General features: G+C 66.1%; 14 protein-coding genes. 11 read left to right on the top strand and 3 right to left on the bottom strand.

Annotation, left to right across the window (positions count from 1 at the left end; all coding sequences use genetic code 11):
• Window positions 1-147: 147 nt before the first annotated feature.
• The 8 genes from ACZZZD_RS11305 (at window position 148) to ACZZZD_RS11340 (ending at window position 12,331) form a co-directional block, all read left to right on the top strand.
• Window positions 148-2,388: a TonB-dependent receptor gene (locus ACZZZD_RS11305; RefSeq protein ID WP_463435088.1), complete on the top strand. Its 2,241-nt coding sequence runs from the start codon at window positions 148-150 to the stop codon at window positions 2,386-2,388.
• Window positions 2,389-2,512: 124 nt separating this feature from the next.
• Window positions 2,513-4,048, top strand: coding sequence for a spinster family MFS transporter (locus ACZZZD_RS11310; protein ID WP_463435090.1), 1,536 nt, complete (start codon window positions 2,513-2,515; stop codon window positions 4,046-4,048).
• An 85-nt stretch (window positions 4,049-4,133) separates the two neighbouring features.
• Window positions 4,134-5,324 carry an ADP-forming succinate--CoA ligase subunit beta gene (gene sucC / locus ACZZZD_RS11315; RefSeq protein WP_463435092.1) on the top strand — a complete coding sequence of 397 codons (1,191 nt, stop codon included), beginning with the start codon at window positions 4,134-4,136 and terminating at the stop codon, window positions 5,322-5,324.
• A 59-nt stretch (window positions 5,325-5,383) separates the two neighbouring features.
• Window positions 5,384-6,286, top strand: a complete 903-nt coding sequence (gene sucD, locus ACZZZD_RS11320; protein WP_463435094.1) for a succinate--CoA ligase subunit alpha — start codon at window positions 5,384-5,386, stop codon at window positions 6,284-6,286.
• 264 nt (window positions 6,287-6,550) lie between these two features.
• Complete coding sequence (locus tag ACZZZD_RS11325; RefSeq protein WP_463435095.1) at window positions 6,551-9,565, top strand: 2-oxoglutarate dehydrogenase E1 component; 3,015 nt, start codon at window positions 6,551-6,553, stop codon at window positions 9,563-9,565.
• A 42-nt stretch (window positions 9,566-9,607) separates the two neighbouring features.
• A complete protein-coding gene (odhB, locus tag ACZZZD_RS11330; RefSeq protein WP_463435097.1) occupies window positions 9,608-11,158 on the top strand; it encodes a 2-oxoglutarate dehydrogenase complex dihydrolipoyllysine-residue succinyltransferase in 1,551 nt (516 codons plus the stop codon).
• 126 nt (window positions 11,159-11,284) lie between these two features.
• Window positions 11,285-11,827, top strand: coding sequence for a glutathione S-transferase family protein (locus tag ACZZZD_RS11335; protein ID WP_463435099.1), 543 nt, complete (start codon window positions 11,285-11,287; stop codon window positions 11,825-11,827).
• A 141-nt stretch (window positions 11,828-11,968) separates the two neighbouring features.
• Complete coding sequence (locus tag ACZZZD_RS11340; protein ID WP_463435101.1) at window positions 11,969-12,331, top strand: hypothetical protein; 363 nt, start codon at window positions 11,969-11,971, stop codon at window positions 12,329-12,331.
• Here the strand turns inward: ACZZZD_RS11340 and prfA are convergent, their stop codons facing one another.
• Window positions 12,332-13,399 (bottom strand): peptide chain release factor 1, encoded by a 1,068-nt coding sequence (gene prfA / locus ACZZZD_RS11345; protein WP_463435103.1) that lies wholly within the window; start codon window positions 13,397-13,399, stop codon window positions 12,332-12,334. It abuts the gene before it with no gap.
• A gap of 240 nt (window positions 13,400-13,639) precedes the next feature.
• Here prfA and ACZZZD_RS11350 point away from each other — a divergent pair, with 240 nt between their 5' ends.
• From ACZZZD_RS11350 to ACZZZD_RS11360, 3 genes are read left to right on the top strand one after another with little or no spacing between them, the layout of a single operon-like run.
• Window positions 13,640-14,236 (top strand): response regulator, encoded by a 597-nt coding sequence (locus ACZZZD_RS11350; RefSeq protein ID WP_463435105.1) that lies wholly within the window; start codon window positions 13,640-13,642, stop codon window positions 14,234-14,236.
• A 60-nt stretch (window positions 14,237-14,296) separates the two neighbouring features.
• On the top strand, window positions 14,297-14,737 hold the full coding sequence (locus tag ACZZZD_RS11355) for an RrF2 family transcriptional regulator (RefSeq protein ID WP_463435107.1): 441 nt from the start codon (window positions 14,297-14,299) through the stop codon (window positions 14,735-14,737).
• Between the two features lie 34 nt (window positions 14,738-14,771).
• The gene (locus ACZZZD_RS11360) at window positions 14,772-15,548 is read left to right on the top strand and encodes a sulfite exporter TauE/SafE family protein (protein ID WP_463435109.1); all 777 of its coding nucleotides are present in this window, start codon (window positions 14,772-14,774) and stop codon (window positions 15,546-15,548) included.
• A 63-nt stretch (window positions 15,549-15,611) separates the two neighbouring features.
• Here the strand turns inward: ACZZZD_RS11360 and ACZZZD_RS11365 are convergent, their stop codons facing one another.
• Entirely contained in the window at window positions 15,612-16,046 is a 435-nt protein-coding gene (locus ACZZZD_RS11365; RefSeq protein WP_463436122.1) for a translation initiation factor 2, read from the bottom strand.
• 162 nt (window positions 16,047-16,208) lie between these two features.
• Window positions 16,209-17,345 carry a flavodoxin-dependent (E)-4-hydroxy-3-methylbut-2-enyl-diphosphate synthase gene (ispG, locus tag ACZZZD_RS11370; protein ID WP_463435111.1) on the bottom strand — a complete coding sequence of 379 codons (1,137 nt, stop codon included), beginning with the start codon at window positions 17,343-17,345 and terminating at the stop codon, window positions 16,209-16,211.
• Window positions 17,346-17,350 lie beyond the last annotated feature (5 nt).

Genomic DNA, 17,350 nt, shown 5'->3' on the forward strand with positions numbered 1-17,350 from the left:
AACGGCGCCACGCTCGACGGCCCAAGCGACCTTGCGTCAGCGCAGCGTTTGACAGCCGGGCGAAACCGGGTAGGTTCCATGAAAATCATTGAACGCTGAATAAAAGCGTCAATCGGGCTGGAAACGACAACAAGGGGTCTTTAGATCATGAACCGTCATGTGAAGTGCGCGCTGCTGGCCGGCGTGGCGTGGGGCGTGCTTGCGGGGGCCTCGATCGCCCAGGACGCAGAGGCGACTGCTCAAGCGGCCAACACCCAGGACGCAGCCACCGTCGACGACATCGTCGTCACCGCGCGCCGTCGTGCGGAAAGCCTGCAGGACGTGCCGGTCGCCGTCACGGCAGTCAGCGGCGAACAGCTCGAGGCGCGCGGCGCCTTGGACATCACCGAACTGGCGCGCTCGACGCCCAGCCTGACGCTGAACGCGGCGCGGGGCTCGAACTCGACCCTGATCTCCTTCATCCGCGGCGTGGGCCAGCAGGATCCGCTGTGGGGCTTCGATCCCGGCGTCGGCCTGTATATCGACGACGTCTATGTGGCCCGCCCGCAGGCCGCCGTTCTGGACATCTTCGACGTGGAACGCGTCGAGGTTCTGCGCGGACCGCAAGGCACCCTGTACGGCCGCAACACCATCGGCGGCGCGATCAAATACGTCACCAGCCGCATCGACGCCGACGAACCCGAGGGACGCCTGCGCGCCTCCTACGGCAGCTATAACCAGCGCGACGTGATCGCCAGCGCCCAACTGCCCTTCAGCGACGAGTTCAAGGTCTCGGCCGCCCTGGCCCGCTATCTGCGCGACGGCTATGGCGAGAACCTGAACACCGGCAACGAACACTACAACAAGGACGTCACCGCCTTCCGCGCCAGCGCGGAATGGACCCCGACCGACAGTCTGTTCTTCCGCCTGGCCGGCGACCTGGTGAACGACGATTCCAACGCCCGTCACGGTCACCGCGAAACCGCCCCGTCGCCGTCGGATCCGTACGACACCAATGCCGGCGCCGGCGACAAGAACCGCGTTCAGACGCGCGGCGTGTCGCTGACCGGCGAATGGGAGATGAGCGACCTGCTGACCTTCAAGTCGATCACCGCCTATCGCGACGGCTTCACGCGCGGCAACATCGACTTCGACAACCTGCCCGGACCGATCCTGGACATTCCCGCCGCCTATGACGACGACCAGTTCAGCCAGGAGTTCCAGGTGGTGGTCAGCGCGGGCCGCCTGAACGGCGTCGCCGGCGTCTTCTACATGGACGCCAACGCCTCGGGCGCCTTCGACACCGTCGTGGGCCTGGCCAATCTGACCACCCTGACCTCGGGTTCGGTGGCCACCAAGAGCTACGCCGCCTTCGCCGACTTCAGCTACGATGTGACCGACGCCCTGTCGGTCTCGGTCGGCGGCCGCTTCACCAAGGACGAGAAGGAAGGCACGGTCTTCCGCCAGCAGTATCTGGGCATCCGCAGCCCCTATTTCGGCAACAACGCCGCCGTGCCGCTGGGCGCGCCGCGCACCAACTACACCCGCACCCGCGAGTTCGAGAAGTTCACCCCGCGCGTCTCGGTCAACTACAAGTTCGGCCCCGATCTGACGGCCTATGCTTCGTGGGGCGAGGGCTTCAAGTCGGGCGGTTTCGACATGCGCGGCGATGCGGTTCTGTATCCCGCCACCGTCAACGGCTATGCGCCCGAGACCGTCGAGACCTATGAGATCGGGTTGAAGGGCTCGTTGCTGGATCGGCGCCTGACCTTCGCCACGGCGATCTTCGATTCCAGCTACGAGAACCAGCAGATCACGACCCAGTATCCGGCCGGCGCCACCGTCGCCTCGGTGGTGGACAATGTCGGCTCGTCCTCGATCCGCGGCTGGGAGTTCGAGGGCCGTCTGCGCGCCACCAGCGCCCTGACGCTGAACGCTTCGCTCAGCTATATCGACGCCAGCTTCGACCAGTTTCTGGCCTATATTCCGACGGCCTCGGGCAATACGTCCTGCCCCACCCTGCCGGGTTGCGTCGTCGACGTGTCGTCGCAGCGCAACTTCCAGAACACCCCGGAATGGACCGGCTCGATCGGCGCGACCTACAACTGGTTCATGGAGAACGGTTCGTCGATCGCCTTCATCCCTTCGGTCGCCTATCGCGGCGCCTACCAGCAGTTCGAGACGCCTTCGCCGCTGCTCGATCAGGACGCCTACTGGATGTATGACGCCAGCATCGTCTGGACCTCGTCCGACGACCGCCTGACCTTCGGCGTTCACGGCAAGAACCTGGGCGACGAACGCTATCGCGTCGGCGGCTACAGCTTCCCCGGCGCCCTGACCGGCGACTCGATCATCGGCTTCTACGGCCCGCCGCGCACGGTCACGGCCACCCTGGGTCTGAAGTTCTGATCCCGATCACAGACGCCTGACGACGAGGGGCGGCGGTCTCCGGGCCGCCGCCCTTTTGTTTGCAGCGAGCAAAGTTGCGGCTAGGCTCGCCTCAACGAATAAAAAGACGCCGAGGGAAACGCCGATGACGACGGATACGCTGACGGTCGAAGACAAGGCGGTCGAGGGTGGGGTGCGCCCGGAACGACCCGGCTACCGCTACTATGTGCTGGCGGTCCTGATCCTGATCTACATGCTGAACTTCCTGGATCGCCAGATCATCGGCATCCTGGCCGCGCCGCTGAAGGAAGAGTTCGGCATGTCCGACAGCCAGTTCGGCCTGTTGGGCGGCATCGCCTTCGCCTCGGTCTATTCGACGTTGGCCATTCCTCTGGCGTGGATGGCGGATCGCTACAGTCGGGTCTGGATCATGACCGGCGCCCTGGCCGTCTGGTCGGGTTTCACCGCCTTGTGCGGCATGGCGGGCTCCTTCGGACAGCTATTCCTGTGCCGGATGGGCGTGGGCATCGGCGAGGCGGGTGGGGTCGCCCCGGCCTATTCGCTGATCGCCGACTATTTCCCGCCGCATCAGCGGGCGCGCGCCATGGCCGCCTTCGCCTTCGGCATTCCGCTGGGCATGGCGGCGGGGACGCTGGTCGGCGGCCTGCTGGCGGCGACATACGGCTGGCGCACAGCCTTCATCGTCGTCGGCCTGCTGGGCGTGTTGGTGGCGCCGCTGCTGCGCCTGACGGTCCGCGATCCCAGGCGCGGCGGAACCGATACGGTCAAGACCGAGGCTCAGGTCGCAGCCTTGGCCGCCGCCCCCGTCGGCACGGACCGGGCCGGCAAGATCGCCGCCCAGATCATGCTGGGTCTCGGCGCTGGCCTGCTGATCCTCGGCGCCTTGAGCTGGCTGATGGGCATGTCACTGGGCAATCCGCTGGTGCTGGCCTTCGGCGGCCTGCTGGCGGTGGTGATCGGCATCTCGCTGATGATCGCGCGACGCACAGCCTCGGTGGTCATCAGGAAGCCCAGCTTCTGGCTGCTGGGCCTGGGCGCGGCCTCGTCGTCGGTGTGCGGCTACGGCGTCGCCGGCTGGCTGCCCCTGTTCTTCATGCGCAGCTTCGACCTGACCCTGCGCCAGACCAGCATCTACTATTCCGGCATCGCCCTGATCGGGGGCATCCTGGGCATCTGGCTGGGCGGCATGATCGCCGACAAGCTGTCGAAAAAGGGCAAGGGCGCCTATCCGCTGACGCCCGCTATCGCCTTCCTGATCTCGGCGCCCTGTTTCATCCTGGCGATGAACTCGCCTTGGCTGATTGGCCTGGTCCTGCCCGGCGGCGGCAGTAATGTGCAGCAACTGACCCTGGCCTTCCTGATCTTCCTGTTGCCGACCGGACTGAACCTGGCCTGGCTGGGCCCGATCACGGCGGCGGTCCAGCATCTGGTCCCGGCGGCCATGCGCTCCACAGCCTCGGCCCTGTTCCTGCTGCTGAACAATCTGCTCGGGATCGCGGTTGGCTTCTATTATTTCGGCTGGATGAGCGACCTCTTGGCGCCGCGCTTCGGCGAGGAGAGCCTGCGGTGGGCCATCTACACCGGCATGGGCTTCTATGTGCTGGCGGCGATCCTGCTGATCGGAGCCTCACGCACCCTCAAGAAGGACTGGGTCGACTAAAGGCAGGCTGTGGACGGTTGCACCTGCGAAGGGGTGGGGCCTATAAGCCCCGCAACTCTCCCAGCAGCGGTTGCGACGGTCCCTCATGAACATCCACGAATATCAGGCCAAGCAGGTCCTCAAAGGCTTCGGCGCCCCCGTCGCCGAAGGCGTCGCAGTGACGTCGGTCGATCAGGTCGAGGCGGCCGCCAGATCTCTGCCCGGCCCGCTCTATGTCGTGAAGTCGCAGATCCACGCCGGCGGGCGCGGCAAGGGCAAGTTCAAGGAACTGCCGGCCGAGGCCAAGGGCGGCGTACGCCTGGCCTTCTCGGTCGAGGAAGCCGTCGCCCACGCCAAGGAAATGCTGGGCAACACCCTGGTCACCGCCCAAACGGGCGACGCCGGCAAGCAGGTCAACCGCCTCTATATCGAGGACGGCGCCGACATTGATCGTGAACTGTACTGCTCGTTGCTGGTCGACCGCGCCTATGGCCGCATCGCCTTCGTCGTCTCGACCGAAGGCGGCATGGACATCGAAACCGTCGCCCACGACACGCCCGAGAAGATCCAGAACATCGTCATCGACCCGAACGCGGGAGTGACCGACGCCGACGTCGCCGCCATCAGCGCCGCCTACGGCCTGACGGGCGACGCCGCCGAAGACGCCAAGTCGCTGTTCCCGGCGCTGTACAAGGCCTTCGTCGAGAAGGACATGGACATGCTGGAGGTGAACCCGCTGATCGTCATGAAGGACGGCCATCTGCGGGTCCTGGACGCCAAGGTCAGCTTCGACGGCAACGCCCTGTTCCGCCACGACGACATGAAGGCCCTGCGCGACGAGACCGAGGAAGACGCCAAGGAAATCGAAGCGTCCAAGTGGGACCTGGCCTACGTCTCGCTGGACGGCAACATCGGCTGCATGGTCAACGGCGCCGGCCTGGCCATGGCGACGATGGACATCATCAAGCTGTACGGCAAGGAGCCGGCCAACTTCTGCGACGTCGGCGGCGGCGCCGGCAAGGAGAAGGTCGCTGCGGCCTTCAAGATCATCACCGCCGACCCGAACGTCCAGGGCATCCTGGTCAACATCTTCGGCGGCATCATGAAGTGCGACGTCATCGCCGAAGGCGTCGTCGCCGCGGTGAAGGAAGTGGGCCTGAAAGTGCCGCTGGTCGTGCGTCTGGAAGGCACCAACGCCGAACTGGGCAAGAAAATCCTGAACGAGTCGGGCCTGACCATCCAGGCCGCCGACGACCTCGACGACGCCGCCCAGAAGATCGTCGCGGCGGTCGGCTGAGGCTTCTGCCTCACCGCCACCGCCCTGCTGACTGACACATTCCAGAGATCGATAGACCCATGTCCATCCTCGTCAACAAAGACACCAAGATCATCGTCCAGGGCCTGACCGGCAAGACCGGCGGCTTCCACACCGAACAGGCCCTGGCCTATCACGGCACCCAGATGGTCGCCGGCGTGCACCCGACCAAGGGCGGGACCAGCTGGACCGGCTCGCACGGCGAAAGCCTGCCGATCTACGCCTCGGTCGCCGAGGCCCGCGACGCCACGGGCGCCGACGCCTCGGTGATCTATGTCCCGCCGTCGGGCGCGGCGGCCGCGATCATCGAAGCCATCGACGCCGAAATCCCCTTCATCACCTGCATCACCGAGGGCATCCCGGTGCTGGACATGGTCAACGTCAAGCGCCGCCTGGAAGGCTCCAAGTCGCGCCTCCTGGGGCCGAACTGCCCCGGCATCCTGACGCCGGACGAGTGCAAGATCGGCATCATGCCGGGCAACATCTTCAAGAAGGGCTCGGTCGGCATCGTGTCGCGTTCGGGCACGCTGACCTATGAAGCCGTGTTCCAGACCACCAACGAGGGCCTGGGCCAGACCACGGCCGTCGGCATCGGCGGCGACCCGGTCAAGGGCACCGAATTCATCGACGTGCTGGAGCTGTTCCTGGCCGATCCGGAAACCACCTCGATCATCATGATCGGTGAAATCGGCGGCGGCGCCGAAGAAGACGCCGCCCAGTTCCTGATCGACGAAGCCAAGAAGGGCCGCAAGAAGCCCATGGCCGGCTTCATCGCCGGACGCACCGCGCCCAAGGGCCGCACCATGGGCCACGCCGGCGCCGTCGTCTCGGGCGGCAAGGGCGATGCGGAATCCAAGATCGCCGCCATGGAAGCCGCCGGCATCCGCATGTCGGAATCGCCCGCTCGCCTGGGCAAGACCCTGGTTGAAGTCCTGAAGGGTTAAGGCTTTCCAAGTGCGCGCTGCGCGCGGGCGCTATCGCTCACCGCGCGGCGCCTCGCTGCTTGAGCGCTTTTCACGCATCAAAAATGCCGTGTGACGCATCGATGGACGCCCTCGGCTCAGGCCGGGGGCGTTTTTTCTTGGGCCTGCGACCAATTTCTCACCCAAATGCCCCGTTTCGGTCATGACCCATAAGGAAACGACGCCTATATGACGGGCGCGCCCCTCACGGAGATGTGTCCGTCGGGGCCCAGGGATTGCGAAACGATGGCGGACGATGCCGGTCGGCTGAACCAGGTCTTTGCCGAGACCTCATTCCTCTACGGGTCCAATGCGGCCTATGTGGAGGAGCTGCAGGAGAAGTGGGCCAAGGACCCCGGCTCCGTCTCGGCGGAATGGAAAGCCTTCTTCGACCAGCTGCGCGACAACGCCGCGCTGGTGACGGCCTCGGCCGAGGCCGGCGGCTGGGGCCGTGGTACAGCGACCGAACCCACCGAGGAGACGGGCGTCTTCGACGGCCGTTGGCCGGCGCCGAAACCCGATCCCAAGAAGCCGGGAGCCGCGCCTGCCGCTCCCGCCGCCAAGGCTGCGCCCGCCGATGTCTCGGCCGACGTGATCCGAGCCGCCGCCCATGATTCCATCCGCGCCCTGATGCTGATCCGCAGCTACCGCGTGCGCGGCCACCTGCAGGCCAAGCTGGACCCACTGGGCATCGAACAGCCGGTCGAGAACCCGGAACTGACGCCGGAATTCTACGGCTTCAGCGGCGCCGATCTGGACCGTCCGATCTTCCTAGACGGCGTGCTGGGTCTGCAGACCGGCACGATCCGCGAAGTTCTGGATATCCTGAAGCGCACCTACTGCGGCACGGTCGGCATCCAGTTCATGCATATCGCCGAGCCGGAAGAGAAGTCCTGGCTGCAGCAGCGGTTCGAGGGGCCTGACAAGTTCGAGCAGAACGCCTTCTCCAAGGAAGGCAAGCTGGCCATCCTGTCCAAGCTGGTCGAGGCCGAGGGCTTCGAACGCTTCCTGCACAAACGCTTCCCCGGCACCAAGCGGTTCGGCTTGGACGGCGGCGAGGCCATGGTCCCGGCGCTGGAGCAGGTCATCAAGCGCGGCGGTTCGCTGGGCGTCGACGAGGTCGTGCTGGGCATGGCCCACCGTGGCCGCCTGAACGTGCTCGCCGCTGTGATGGGCAAGCCCTACAAGGTCATCTTCCACGAGTTCCAAGGTGGTTCGGCCGTGCCGAGCGACATCGAGGGTTCGGGCGACGTCAAATATCACATGGGCGCCTCGTCGAACCGTGAGTTCGACGGCAACCACGTCCACCTGTCGCTGACCGCCAACCCGTCGCACCTGGAAATCGTCAACCCGGTCGTGCTGGGCAAGGCGCGCGCCAAACAGGCGTTCGACATCCGCGAGGCCAACGAGGGCGTGCCCGAGGGCCAGTGGGCGCTGGACCGCTCCAAGGTCGTGCCGCTGCTGATCCACGGCGACGCCGCCTTCGCCGGCCAGGGCGTGGTCGCCGAATGTTTCGCCCTGATGGGGCTGAAGGGTTACCGCACCGGCGGCACGCTTCACTTCGTCATCAACAACCAGATCGGCTTCACCACCAGCCCGCGCAACTCGCGCTCGTCGCCCTATCCGTCGGACGTAGCCCTGATGGTTCAGGCGCCGATCTTCCACGTCAACGGCGACGACCCCGAAGCGGTCGTCTTCGCCTCCAAGGTGGCCACCGAATACCGCCAGAAGTTCCACAAGGACGTGGTGGTGGACATGTTCTGCTACCGCCGCTTCGGCCACAACGAAGGCGACGATCCCACCTTCACCCAGCCGCTGATGTATTCGAAGATCCGCGCCCAGCCCTCGACCCGCGAACTGTATTCGCAGCGTCTGGTCGCCGAGGGCGTGATCACCCAGGCCGAGGTGGACGCCGAGCTTGAGCGGTTCGACACGTTCCTCGACGAACAGTTCGAGGCCGGCAAGACCTGGTCCGCCGAGAAGGCCGACTGGCTGGACGGGCAATGGCAGGGCTTCCAGGCGCCGAACGCCGAGCTGCGCGGCGACACCGCCGTGCCGCTGGCCAAGCTGACCGACCTGGGTCATCGCTTGACCACCATTCCCAACAGCGTCGACATGCACAAGACGCTGAAGCGCGTCATCGACGGTCGCCGCGAGGCCATCACCTCGGGCCAGGGTCTGGACTGGGCCACGGCCGAGAGCCTGGCCTTCGCCTCGCTGGTCGATGAAGGCTTCCCGATCCGCCTGTCGGGCCAGGATTCGGTGCGCGGCACCTTCTCGCAGCGTCACTCGGGCATCATCGATCAGACGACCGAAGAACGCTACATCCCGCTGAACAACCTGCGCGAAGGTCAGGCCAATTTCGAGGTCATCGACTCGGCCCTGTCGGAAGAGGCGGTGCTGGGCTTCGAGTACGGCTATTCGCTGGCCGACCCCAATACGCTGGTCATGTGGGAAGCCCAGTTCGGCGACTTCGTGAACGGCGCCCAGGTGGTGATCGACCAGTTCATCAGCTCGGGCGAACGCAAGTGGCTGCGTATGAGCGGCCTGACCATGCTGTTGCCGCACGGCTACGAAGGCCAGGGACCGGAACACTCCTCGGCCCGTCTGGAGCGCTTCCTGCAGCAGTGCGCCGAAGACAATATGCAGGTCGCCAACTGCACGACCCCGGCCAACTACTACCACATCCTGCGTCGCCAGATGCACCGGCCGTTCCGCAAGCCGCTGATCCTGATGACGCCCAAGTCCTTGTTGCGTCACAAGAAGGCGGTCTCGTCGATGGCGGACCTGGCGGAGGGCTCGGCCTTCCACCGCCTTCTGCACGACGACGCCCAGACGCGTCCCGAGATCGCCGGGATCACGATCAAGGCGGACAAGGACATCCGCCGCGTCATCCTGTGCTCGGGCAAGGTCTATTACGACCTGCTGGACGCGCGCGAGAAGAAGGCCAAGGACGGCCAGGCCGTGGACGACGTCTACATCCTGCGTCTGGAACAGTTCTATCCGTGGCCGATCCAGTCCCTGCGCAAGGAACTGGCCCGCTTCCCCAAGGCGGAAGTGGTCTGGTGCCAGGAAGAGCCCAAGAATATGGGCGGCTGGACCTTCGTCGATCCTTGGCTGGAGCTGACGCTGGACAAGCTGGACGTCGCCTCCAAGCGCGCCCGCTACGTCGGCCGTCCCGGTTCCGCCTCGACCGCCGCCGGTTTGATGAGCCGGCACCTGAAGGAACTCGACACCTTCACGACCGAAGCCTTCGCCTGATACACGTATAAAAGACCGACCTAGAGACGAGCTGGACCTGACATGGCCGACATCCTGACCCCCGCCCTCGGTGAATCCGTCACCGAAGCCACCATCGCGAAGTGGACCAAGAAGGTCGGCGATCCGGTCAAGAAGGACGAGCTGCTGGTCGAGCTGGAAACCGACAAGGTCTCGCTGGAAGTCGTCTCGCCCGCCGACGGCGTGCTGGGCGACATCAAGGCGGCCGAGGGCGACAACGTCGTTCCCGGGACGATCCTGGGGTCGGTGACCGAGGGCGCTTCCGCCCCCGCCCCCGCCCCCGCTCCGGCCGCCAAGGCCGCCCCGGCCGCAAAAGCGGAGACCAAGTCGGCCCCCGCTGCTGCGGTGCCGGCCGCCGTCCCCGCCGCTGAAACGGCGATCGACATCATGGTGCCGGTCATGGGCGAGAGCGTCGCCGAAGGCTCGGTGGGCAAGTGGCTCAAGAAGAATGGTGATGCGGTCAAGAAGGACGAACTGCTGGTCGAGATCGAGACCGACAAGGTCGCGGTCGAGGTTTCGGCCCCGGCTGACGGCGTCCTGACCATCGCCGCCGACGAAGGCGCGACCGTCACTCCGAACCAGAAGATCGGCTCGATCTCGGGCTCGGGCGCCGCCGCTGCTCCGGCTGCTGCTCCGGCCCCTGCCGCCGCTGCTCCGGCCAACACCGGCTCTGCTCAGGTTTCAGGTTCCAAGAACGAGACCCTGTCGCCCGCCGTCCAGCGCGTCGTCGGCGAGAATAACCTGGATCCCAAGGCCATCGCCGCCACGGGTCCGAAGGGCAACATCACCAAGGCCGACGCCATCGCCGCCATCGGCCAGGCCGCCGTTTCGGCCCCTGCCGCCGCCGCTGCGCCTGCCGCCCCGCGCGCCGACCAGCCGCGCGAAGAGCGGGTGAAGATGACGCGCCTGCGTCAGACCATCGCCCGTCGCCTGAAGGAATCGCAGAACACGGCCGCCCAGCTGACCACCTTCAACGAGGTGGACATGACCAACGTCATGGCCCTGCGCGCCCAGTACAAGGACGTGTTCGAGAAGCGCCACGGCGTGAAGCTGGGCTTCATGTCCTTCTTCACCAAGGCCGTCGTCGCGGCCCTGCACGAGATTCCGGCCGTCAACGCCGAGATCGACGGCACGGACATCATCTACAAGAACCACTATGACATCGGCGTCGCCGTCGGCACCGACAAGGGTCTGGTGGTTCCGGTCCTGCGTGACGCCGATACCCTGACGCTGGCGGGCATCGAAAAGGGCATCGGCGCCCTGGGCAAGGCCGCACGCGATGGCGCCCTGACCATGGACCAGATGCAGGGTGGCACCTTCACCATCACCAACGGCGGCACCTATGGGTCGCTGATGTCGACGCCGATCCTGAATGCGCCGCAGTCGGGCATCCTGGGCATGCACAACATCGTCCAGCGCCCGATGGCCATCAACGGCGAGGTCAAGATCCGCCCGATGATGTACCTGGCCCTCAGCTACGATCACCGGATCGTGGACGGCAAGGAAGCCGTGACCTTCTTGGTCCGGGTCAAGGAGCTGCTGGAAGACCCGGCGCGGGCCCTGCTGGACCTGTAAAGACCCTGAAAGGCGGCGATGATCTCGCCGCCTTTTTCTTTGATCGAGGTTCGACCATGCTGACCCTGTATAGCTCCACCGGATCCTGCAGCCGCGCCAGCCATATCGCGCTGGAAGAGTTCTGGTTTGGCGTATGATGTCCAGCTGGTCGATTTCGCTAAGGCCGAGCAACGCCAGCAGGCCTATCTGGCGATCAATCCCAAGGGGCGCGTTCCCGCCCTGGCGACCGATCAGGGCGTGCTGACCGAAAGCCCGGCCATCCTCGCCTATATCGCCGCGCTTGCGCCGCCTGGCCTGTTGGCTCCGGTCGACCCGTTCGCATTCGCGCGGATGCAGGCCTTCAACCTCTATTTGGCCACCACCGTCCATGTGGCCCACGCGCACGGCCGTCGCGCGTCGCGCTGGAGCGATGACGCCGCCGCCCAGGCGTCGATGGCGGCCAAGGTGACGCAGAACATGCGCGACGGCTTCGCCCTGATCGAGGCGGGCCTCAGCGGGGATTGGGTCATGGGCGACGCCTATACGGTCGCGGACCCCTATCTGTTCACCTTCGCCGGCTGGCTGGAAACGGACGGCGTCGACATCGCCGAATTCCCCAAGGTCCAGGCCCATTTCCAACGTATGCAGGCCCGTCCCGCCGTCCAGCGCGCCTTGGCCGCCAAAGCTTAGCGGGCGCGCTCAAAGACCAACGGTTGTGTCTATTTTGCGCCGGTCGTTAATGATCCGAAATCGGTCTGCATTTTCAGCGATTACAAGCGCCGAAATTGATGCCTTATTCCTGCCATGGAGTGGGCGGCGCGCGCGATAGGGATGTTCTACGTCTTGGGGGGACTGACGCTTTTGTATCAGGCCTGGCTCAATTGGCGTCTGCAACGCGCCTTGTCCGGTGTGATCTCCGTTCCCGCCAACGATCAGGTCGCTGACGCGGTGATCGCCCTGGGCGGGGTGCTGGTCCTGGCGTCCGGCGCGGCCCTTGCGGCGCTCAGCGCCTGGGCGGTCGCCGCCTTCCTGGCCGGATGGGCGATCCAGGCGGCCTATCTGTTGTGGGCCAACCGGTCGAATCTGAACGATCCCGCCGCCGCCGGCCGACGGCGCTCAGTTCACGCCTTCGTAGGCTATACCGCCGTCACCGGTCTGGTGCTGTGGCTGCCGGTCGCCGGCGTGCTGGGCTGATCAGCCGAACTCGGCTTCCAGGTCTGCCAGGCGCGCGGCCTGATCCTCGGCGATCAGGGCGTTCAGCAGCGGGTCGATGTCGCCTTCCATGATCTGGGGCAGGCTGTGCAGGGTCAGGTTGATCCGGTGATCGCTGACCCGGCCTTGCGGATAGTTGTAGGTGCGAATCCGCTCCGACCGGTCGCCCGATCCGACCTGGGACTTTCGCGTATCCGACCGGGCCAGATCCTTGGCCTGGCGCTGCATGTCGTACAGGCGCACGCGCAGGTTCTTCATCGCCTTGTCGCGGTTCACGTGCTGTGATTTCTCCGACGACGTCACCATGATGCCGGTGGGCAGGTGGGTGATGCGCACCGCGGAATCGGTCGTGTTGACGTGCTGGCCGCCTGAGCCGGAGGCGCGGAAGGTGTCGATGCGGATGTCCTTGTCATGGATTTCGATCTCGACGTCCTCGACCTCGGGCAGGACCGCGACAGTCGCCGCCGAGGTGTGGATGCGCCCCTGCGACTCGGTGGTCGGCACCCGCTGTACCCGGTGGACGCCGCTCTCGAACTTCAGCCGACCGAACACGCCGTCGCCGGTGACGGTGGCGATGATCTCCTTGTAGCCGCCGGCGTCGCCCTCGGTCGCCGAGTCCAGTTCGATGCGCCAGCCGCGCGTCGAGGCGTAGCGCGAATACATGCGGAACAGGTCGCCCGCGAACAGGGCCGCCTCGTCGCCGCCGGTGCCGGCGCGCACTTCCAGCACGGCCGAAGCGTTCTCGTCGGCGTCGCGCGGGGCCAGCAGCAGGGCGACCTCGCGTTCGAGGCCCGGAAGGGTTTCACTGAGAATCTGAAGCTCGTCCTGCGCCATCGCCGCCATCTCGGGATCGGCCGTCATGGCTTCCAGATCCGCCATCTCGGCGCGGGCGCGGGCCAGGCCCTGAACCGCATCGGCGACGGGCTTCAGCTCGGCATGTTCCTTCGACAGGCGCACGATCTCGGCGCCGTCGGTGACCGCGCCCATGCGCGCCTCTACCTCATGGAAGCGGTCGAGCACCTGATCGAGACGGGCCTGGGGCAGTCGCAAGACGGAAATATCCTGAGGAAACGAGAGGGGCCGTCCTTACCCGCCGGGGGCGGTCGTGTCGATTACAAGCCGTCTCACGCGCCGGGCGCCGCGCTTGTGATCGGCGATAACGCCAAGGTCACGATGGCGTCAGGGGCGGTTACGAAGACAGGTTCAACGGTTTAGCTGGCGCCCACAATCCTGAATAGACAACCGTGAGGAGGACGCATGTTCGACCGCCCACCCCCATCTGGACCCGTTATGGCTCAAACCGAAACCGACCCTGTCGCCGACAGCGTCGAACGCCTTTGCCGCCTGTACGACACCCGCCTGGCCAAGACCGGCGGAGACCTCTCACCTGAAGACGCCCGGGAACTGAACGCCATGGCCGCCATCTATGATCTGGACACTGACCGCCCCTCGACCGAGGTCTGGCGCGACTTGCGCGCCGTCATCACGCGCCAGACGCCGCTCGACGCCGCGCCGCCGACCGATGTCGAGGCCCTGACACTGTTGGTGGTCGAGGACGACCCCGACGCCGCCGCCTCCCTGACCGAACTGCTGACCGAGGCGGGCCACAGCGTCGTCGGCCCCTTCCACAGCGCTGCGGCGGCCGAGGCTGCGGCGGCGCTGCACAGCATCGACGCGGCCTTGCTGGACATCAACCTGTCGGGCGAAATGACCGGCGTCGAACTGGCTCAGGTGCTGACCGGGCGCTGGGACGTGCGGGTGATCTTCATCTCCGGCGATGTCGCCGCCGCCGCCCGAAACGCCGACATGGCCGAGGCTCTGGTGCTTAAACCCTACAACAGCGCGCAGATCCTTGAGGCCGTGGCGAGGCTGGGCCGCACGGCCTGAGATCGTCCATACGAGCGAACGGCGTCTTGCGTCCGGCCTCCGGGCGGGCGATCACGGACCATGCTATCGAACCGGTCCCGCTACGCCCTGCGCGCCATGGTCCATCTGGCCGGTCTTCCGGGCGGAGGACCGGCCACCATCGCCGAGATCGCCGAGGCGGCGGCGGCCCCGCGCAAGTTTCTGGAAGCCATACTGCTGGACCTGCGCCGTCAGCATCTGTTGGTGTCGAAACGGGGCAGGGCGGGCGGATACGCGCTCGCTGCGCCGGCCGACGCCATCAGCTTTGCCGACGTGATCCGGGCGCTGGAAGGCCCTCTGGCCCTGGCTCCTTGCGCATCCCGCACCGCCTATGGCCCGTGCGAGACTTGTCCCGATGTCGAGACCTGTCCATTGCAACCCGTGCTTCAGGACGGTCGCGACGCCATCGCGGCGGTGTTCGAGGGGCGAACCCTTCTGCAAGCCGCGGCCAATGCTTCTCCTATTGACCGACTAGGGAAATAAACCGCACCGTTCGTCCGCGTTTCAGGGGCCGCCAATGCAAGATTTCCTCCTCTTCCTCCTCGTCGGTTTCCTGGCCCAGATCGTGGATGGGGCGCTGGGCATGGCCTATGGCGTGATCTCCTCGACCGTGCTGCTGTCGTTCGGTGTGCCGCCCGCGACCGCGTCGGCCAGCGTCCACGCGGCAGAGGTCTTCACCACGGCGGCGTCGGCCGGCTCGCACACGGTCAACAAGAACGTGAACTGGAAGCTGTTCGTGCCCCTGGCCCTGGGCGGGGTGGTGGGCGGCGGCCTGGGCGCCTTCGTCCTGACCAGCGTCGATGGCGATCTGCTGAAGCCCTGGATCACCAGCTATCTGGCCATCATGGGCGTCGTGATCATCTGGCGCGCCACCCGCCAGACACGCGAGCGGCTGTTCCCGCGCAAGTTCGCCGGTCCCCTGGGCCTGGTCGGCGGCTTCTTCGACGCGATCGGCGGCGGCGGCTGGGGACCCACGGTCACCACCACCTTGGTCGGCACGGGCCAGGACCCGCGCGTGTCGATCGGCACCACCAATACGGCGGAATTCTTCGTCACCTCGGCCATTTCCGCCACCTTCCTCGTCGCCTTGCTGACGGGTCACTGGCAGCAGGCGGAGGGCTTCTCGAGCCACGCCATGGCGGTGCTGGGCCTGATCGCAGGCGGGCTGATCGCCGCGCCCTTCGCCGGCGTCATCGCCCGCATAGCCCCGCGCCGGGTGCTGACCTACGGCGTCGGCGCGGTTGTCCTACTGTCCGCCGGCTATCAGGCTCTGCGGCTGTTCAAGGTGATTTGAAACGAAAGAAGCGGCGGCGGGCTTACACCCTCCGCCGCTTCCTTGTCATGAGCCGGTGTGGGACTATTGGTCGCCGGCGGCCGTCGTCGTCGTCGGCGCGGGAGCCCGAGCCGCAGCGGCCTCTTCGGTTGGCGTGCGCAGGGTCACGACAAGCGGATTTGGCTTGAGGTCGTTCATGGCACCTGAGGTGGCGTCGATGGCGCCGCCGATGATTCCGCCGATCAAGATATTGCCCGCCATGGCCGTACCGCCTGCGCCCGAGACACTACTGGTCACCTCGTGGGTCTGGGCGACATAACCGTCCTTGGCCACGGTGATGCGGAAGGCGTCCTTGCGCGGCATGCGGAAGGTGCAGGGAGTCGCTTCGCATTCGAAGCCGTTAGATGTGCTGACCTGTGCACCCGGAGGCGTGCTTTCGACCGTGAACTGCTGGCTGGAGCCACGCGTCACGGTAGCGCAGGCAGGCAGAGACAACGCCACGCCGGCAAGCGCGAGCATACGCACGCCGACGCGTGCGGAAGTTTTGAAAATCATAGGCCCCTCAGTGGATTGTGGGACGGCCCCCCGGCCGAACCTGACGCAGAGGTCGCACGCCGGGCAAACGTCGTCAATCACGGATCTGTGAAGCGCGTTCGATTTCTACAACCACAAGGACGCGCTTTATTCCGCCGCCTGAAGCTCAACTGCGCGCGCGGCGTCCAGTTCTGCGGCCTTCTGTTCGACCAGGTCGACGATGTGGTCGATCATGCCGTCGTTGGCCTGTTTGTGGGCGATCTTGCCGTTCAGATAGATCATGCCGGCGCCCTTGCCGCCGCCGGTGAAGCCCACGTCGGTATAGAGGGCCTCGCCTGGGCCGTTCACGACGCAGCCGATCACAGACAGGCTCATCGGCGTCGAGATATGGGCCAGTTTCTCTTCCAGCACGGCCACGGTCTCGATGACGTTGAAACCCTGACGGGCGCAGGACGGGCAGGCGATGATGTTGACGCCCCGGTGCCGCAGGCCCAGAGATTTGAGGATATCGAACCCGACCTTGATCTCCTCGACCGGATCGGCGGCCAGCGACACGCGGATGGTGTCGCCGATGCCGGCCCACAGCATATTGCCCATGCCGATGGCCGACTTGATGGTGCCGGTGCGCAGCGGCCCGGCCTCGGTGACGCCCAGGTGCAGCGGGCAGTCGATGGCCTCGGCCAACTGCTGATAGGCGGCAACGGTCAGGAAGGGGTCGGACGCCTTCACCGAGATCTTGAACTCGTGGAAGTCGTGGTCCTGCAGGATGCGGGCGTGGTTCAGCGCGCTCTCGACCATGGCGTCGGGGCAGGGCTCGCCGTATTTTTCCAGCAGTTCCTTCTCCAGCGACCCGGCGTTGACGCCGATCCGCATGGAGCAGCCATTGTCCTTGGCGGCCTGGATCACGTCGCGGACCCGGTCGGCCGAGCCGATATTGCCCGGATTGATGCGGAGGCAGGCGGCGCCCGCCTCGGCCGCCTCGATGCCGCGCTTGTAGTGGAAGTGGATGTCGGCGACCAAGGGGACCCTGGCCTCGCGGGCGATGGCCCTGAAGGCAGCCGTGGATTCTACGTCGGGGCAGGAGACGCGCACGATGTCGGCGCCGGCCTCTTCCAGCTGGCGGATCTGGTCAATCGTCGCCGCGGCGTCGGTCGTCGGCGTATTGGTCATCGACTGGACGCTGATCGGGGCGTCGCCGCCCACCAGGACGGAGCCGACGCGGATCTGGCGGCTCTTGCGGCGCTCGATATGGCGCCAGGGTCGGATGTGAGAGTGATCGCTCATGGAAG

This window comes from Brevundimonas sp. AC546, assembly GCF_979258305.1.

Excerpts from the sequence above, each read along its gene's own strand:
- ACZZZD_RS11325 (WP_463435095.1), top strand. The coding sequence starts at position 6,551 with ATGGCGGACGATGCCGGTCGGCTGAACCAGGTCTTTGCCGAGACCTCA.
- ACZZZD_RS11350 (WP_463435105.1), top strand. The coding sequence starts at position 13,640 with ATGGCTCAAACCGAAACCGACCCTGTCGCCGACAGCGTCGAACGCCTT.
- ACZZZD_RS11305 (WP_463435088.1), top strand. The coding sequence starts at position 148 with ATGAACCGTCATGTGAAGTGCGCGCTGCTGGCCGGCGTGGCGTGGGGC.
- ACZZZD_RS11340 (WP_463435101.1), top strand. The coding sequence starts at position 11,969 with ATGTTCTACGTCTTGGGGGGACTGACGCTTTTGTATCAGGCCTGGCTC.
- ACZZZD_RS11365 (WP_463436122.1), bottom strand. The coding sequence starts at position 16,046 with ATGCTCGCGCTTGCCGGCGTGGCGTTGTCTCTGCCTGCCTGCGCTACC.
- ACZZZD_RS11360 (WP_463435109.1), top strand. The coding sequence starts at position 14,772 with ATGCAAGATTTCCTCCTCTTCCTCCTCGTCGGTTTCCTGGCCCAGATC.
- sucC (WP_463435092.1), top strand. The coding sequence starts at position 4,134 with ATGAACATCCACGAATATCAGGCCAAGCAGGTCCTCAAAGGCTTCGGC.
- ACZZZD_RS11355 (WP_463435107.1), top strand. The coding sequence starts at position 14,297 with ATGCTATCGAACCGGTCCCGCTACGCCCTGCGCGCCATGGTCCATCTG.
- ispG (WP_463435111.1), bottom strand. The coding sequence starts at position 17,345 with ATGAGCGATCACTCTCACATCCGACCCTGGCGCCATATCGAGCGCCGC.
- ACZZZD_RS11310 (WP_463435090.1), top strand. The coding sequence starts at position 2,513 with ATGACGACGGATACGCTGACGGTCGAAGACAAGGCGGTCGAGGGTGGG.
- sucD (WP_463435094.1), top strand. The coding sequence starts at position 5,384 with ATGTCCATCCTCGTCAACAAAGACACCAAGATCATCGTCCAGGGCCTG.
- odhB (WP_463435097.1), top strand. The coding sequence starts at position 9,608 with ATGGCCGACATCCTGACCCCCGCCCTCGGTGAATCCGTCACCGAAGCC.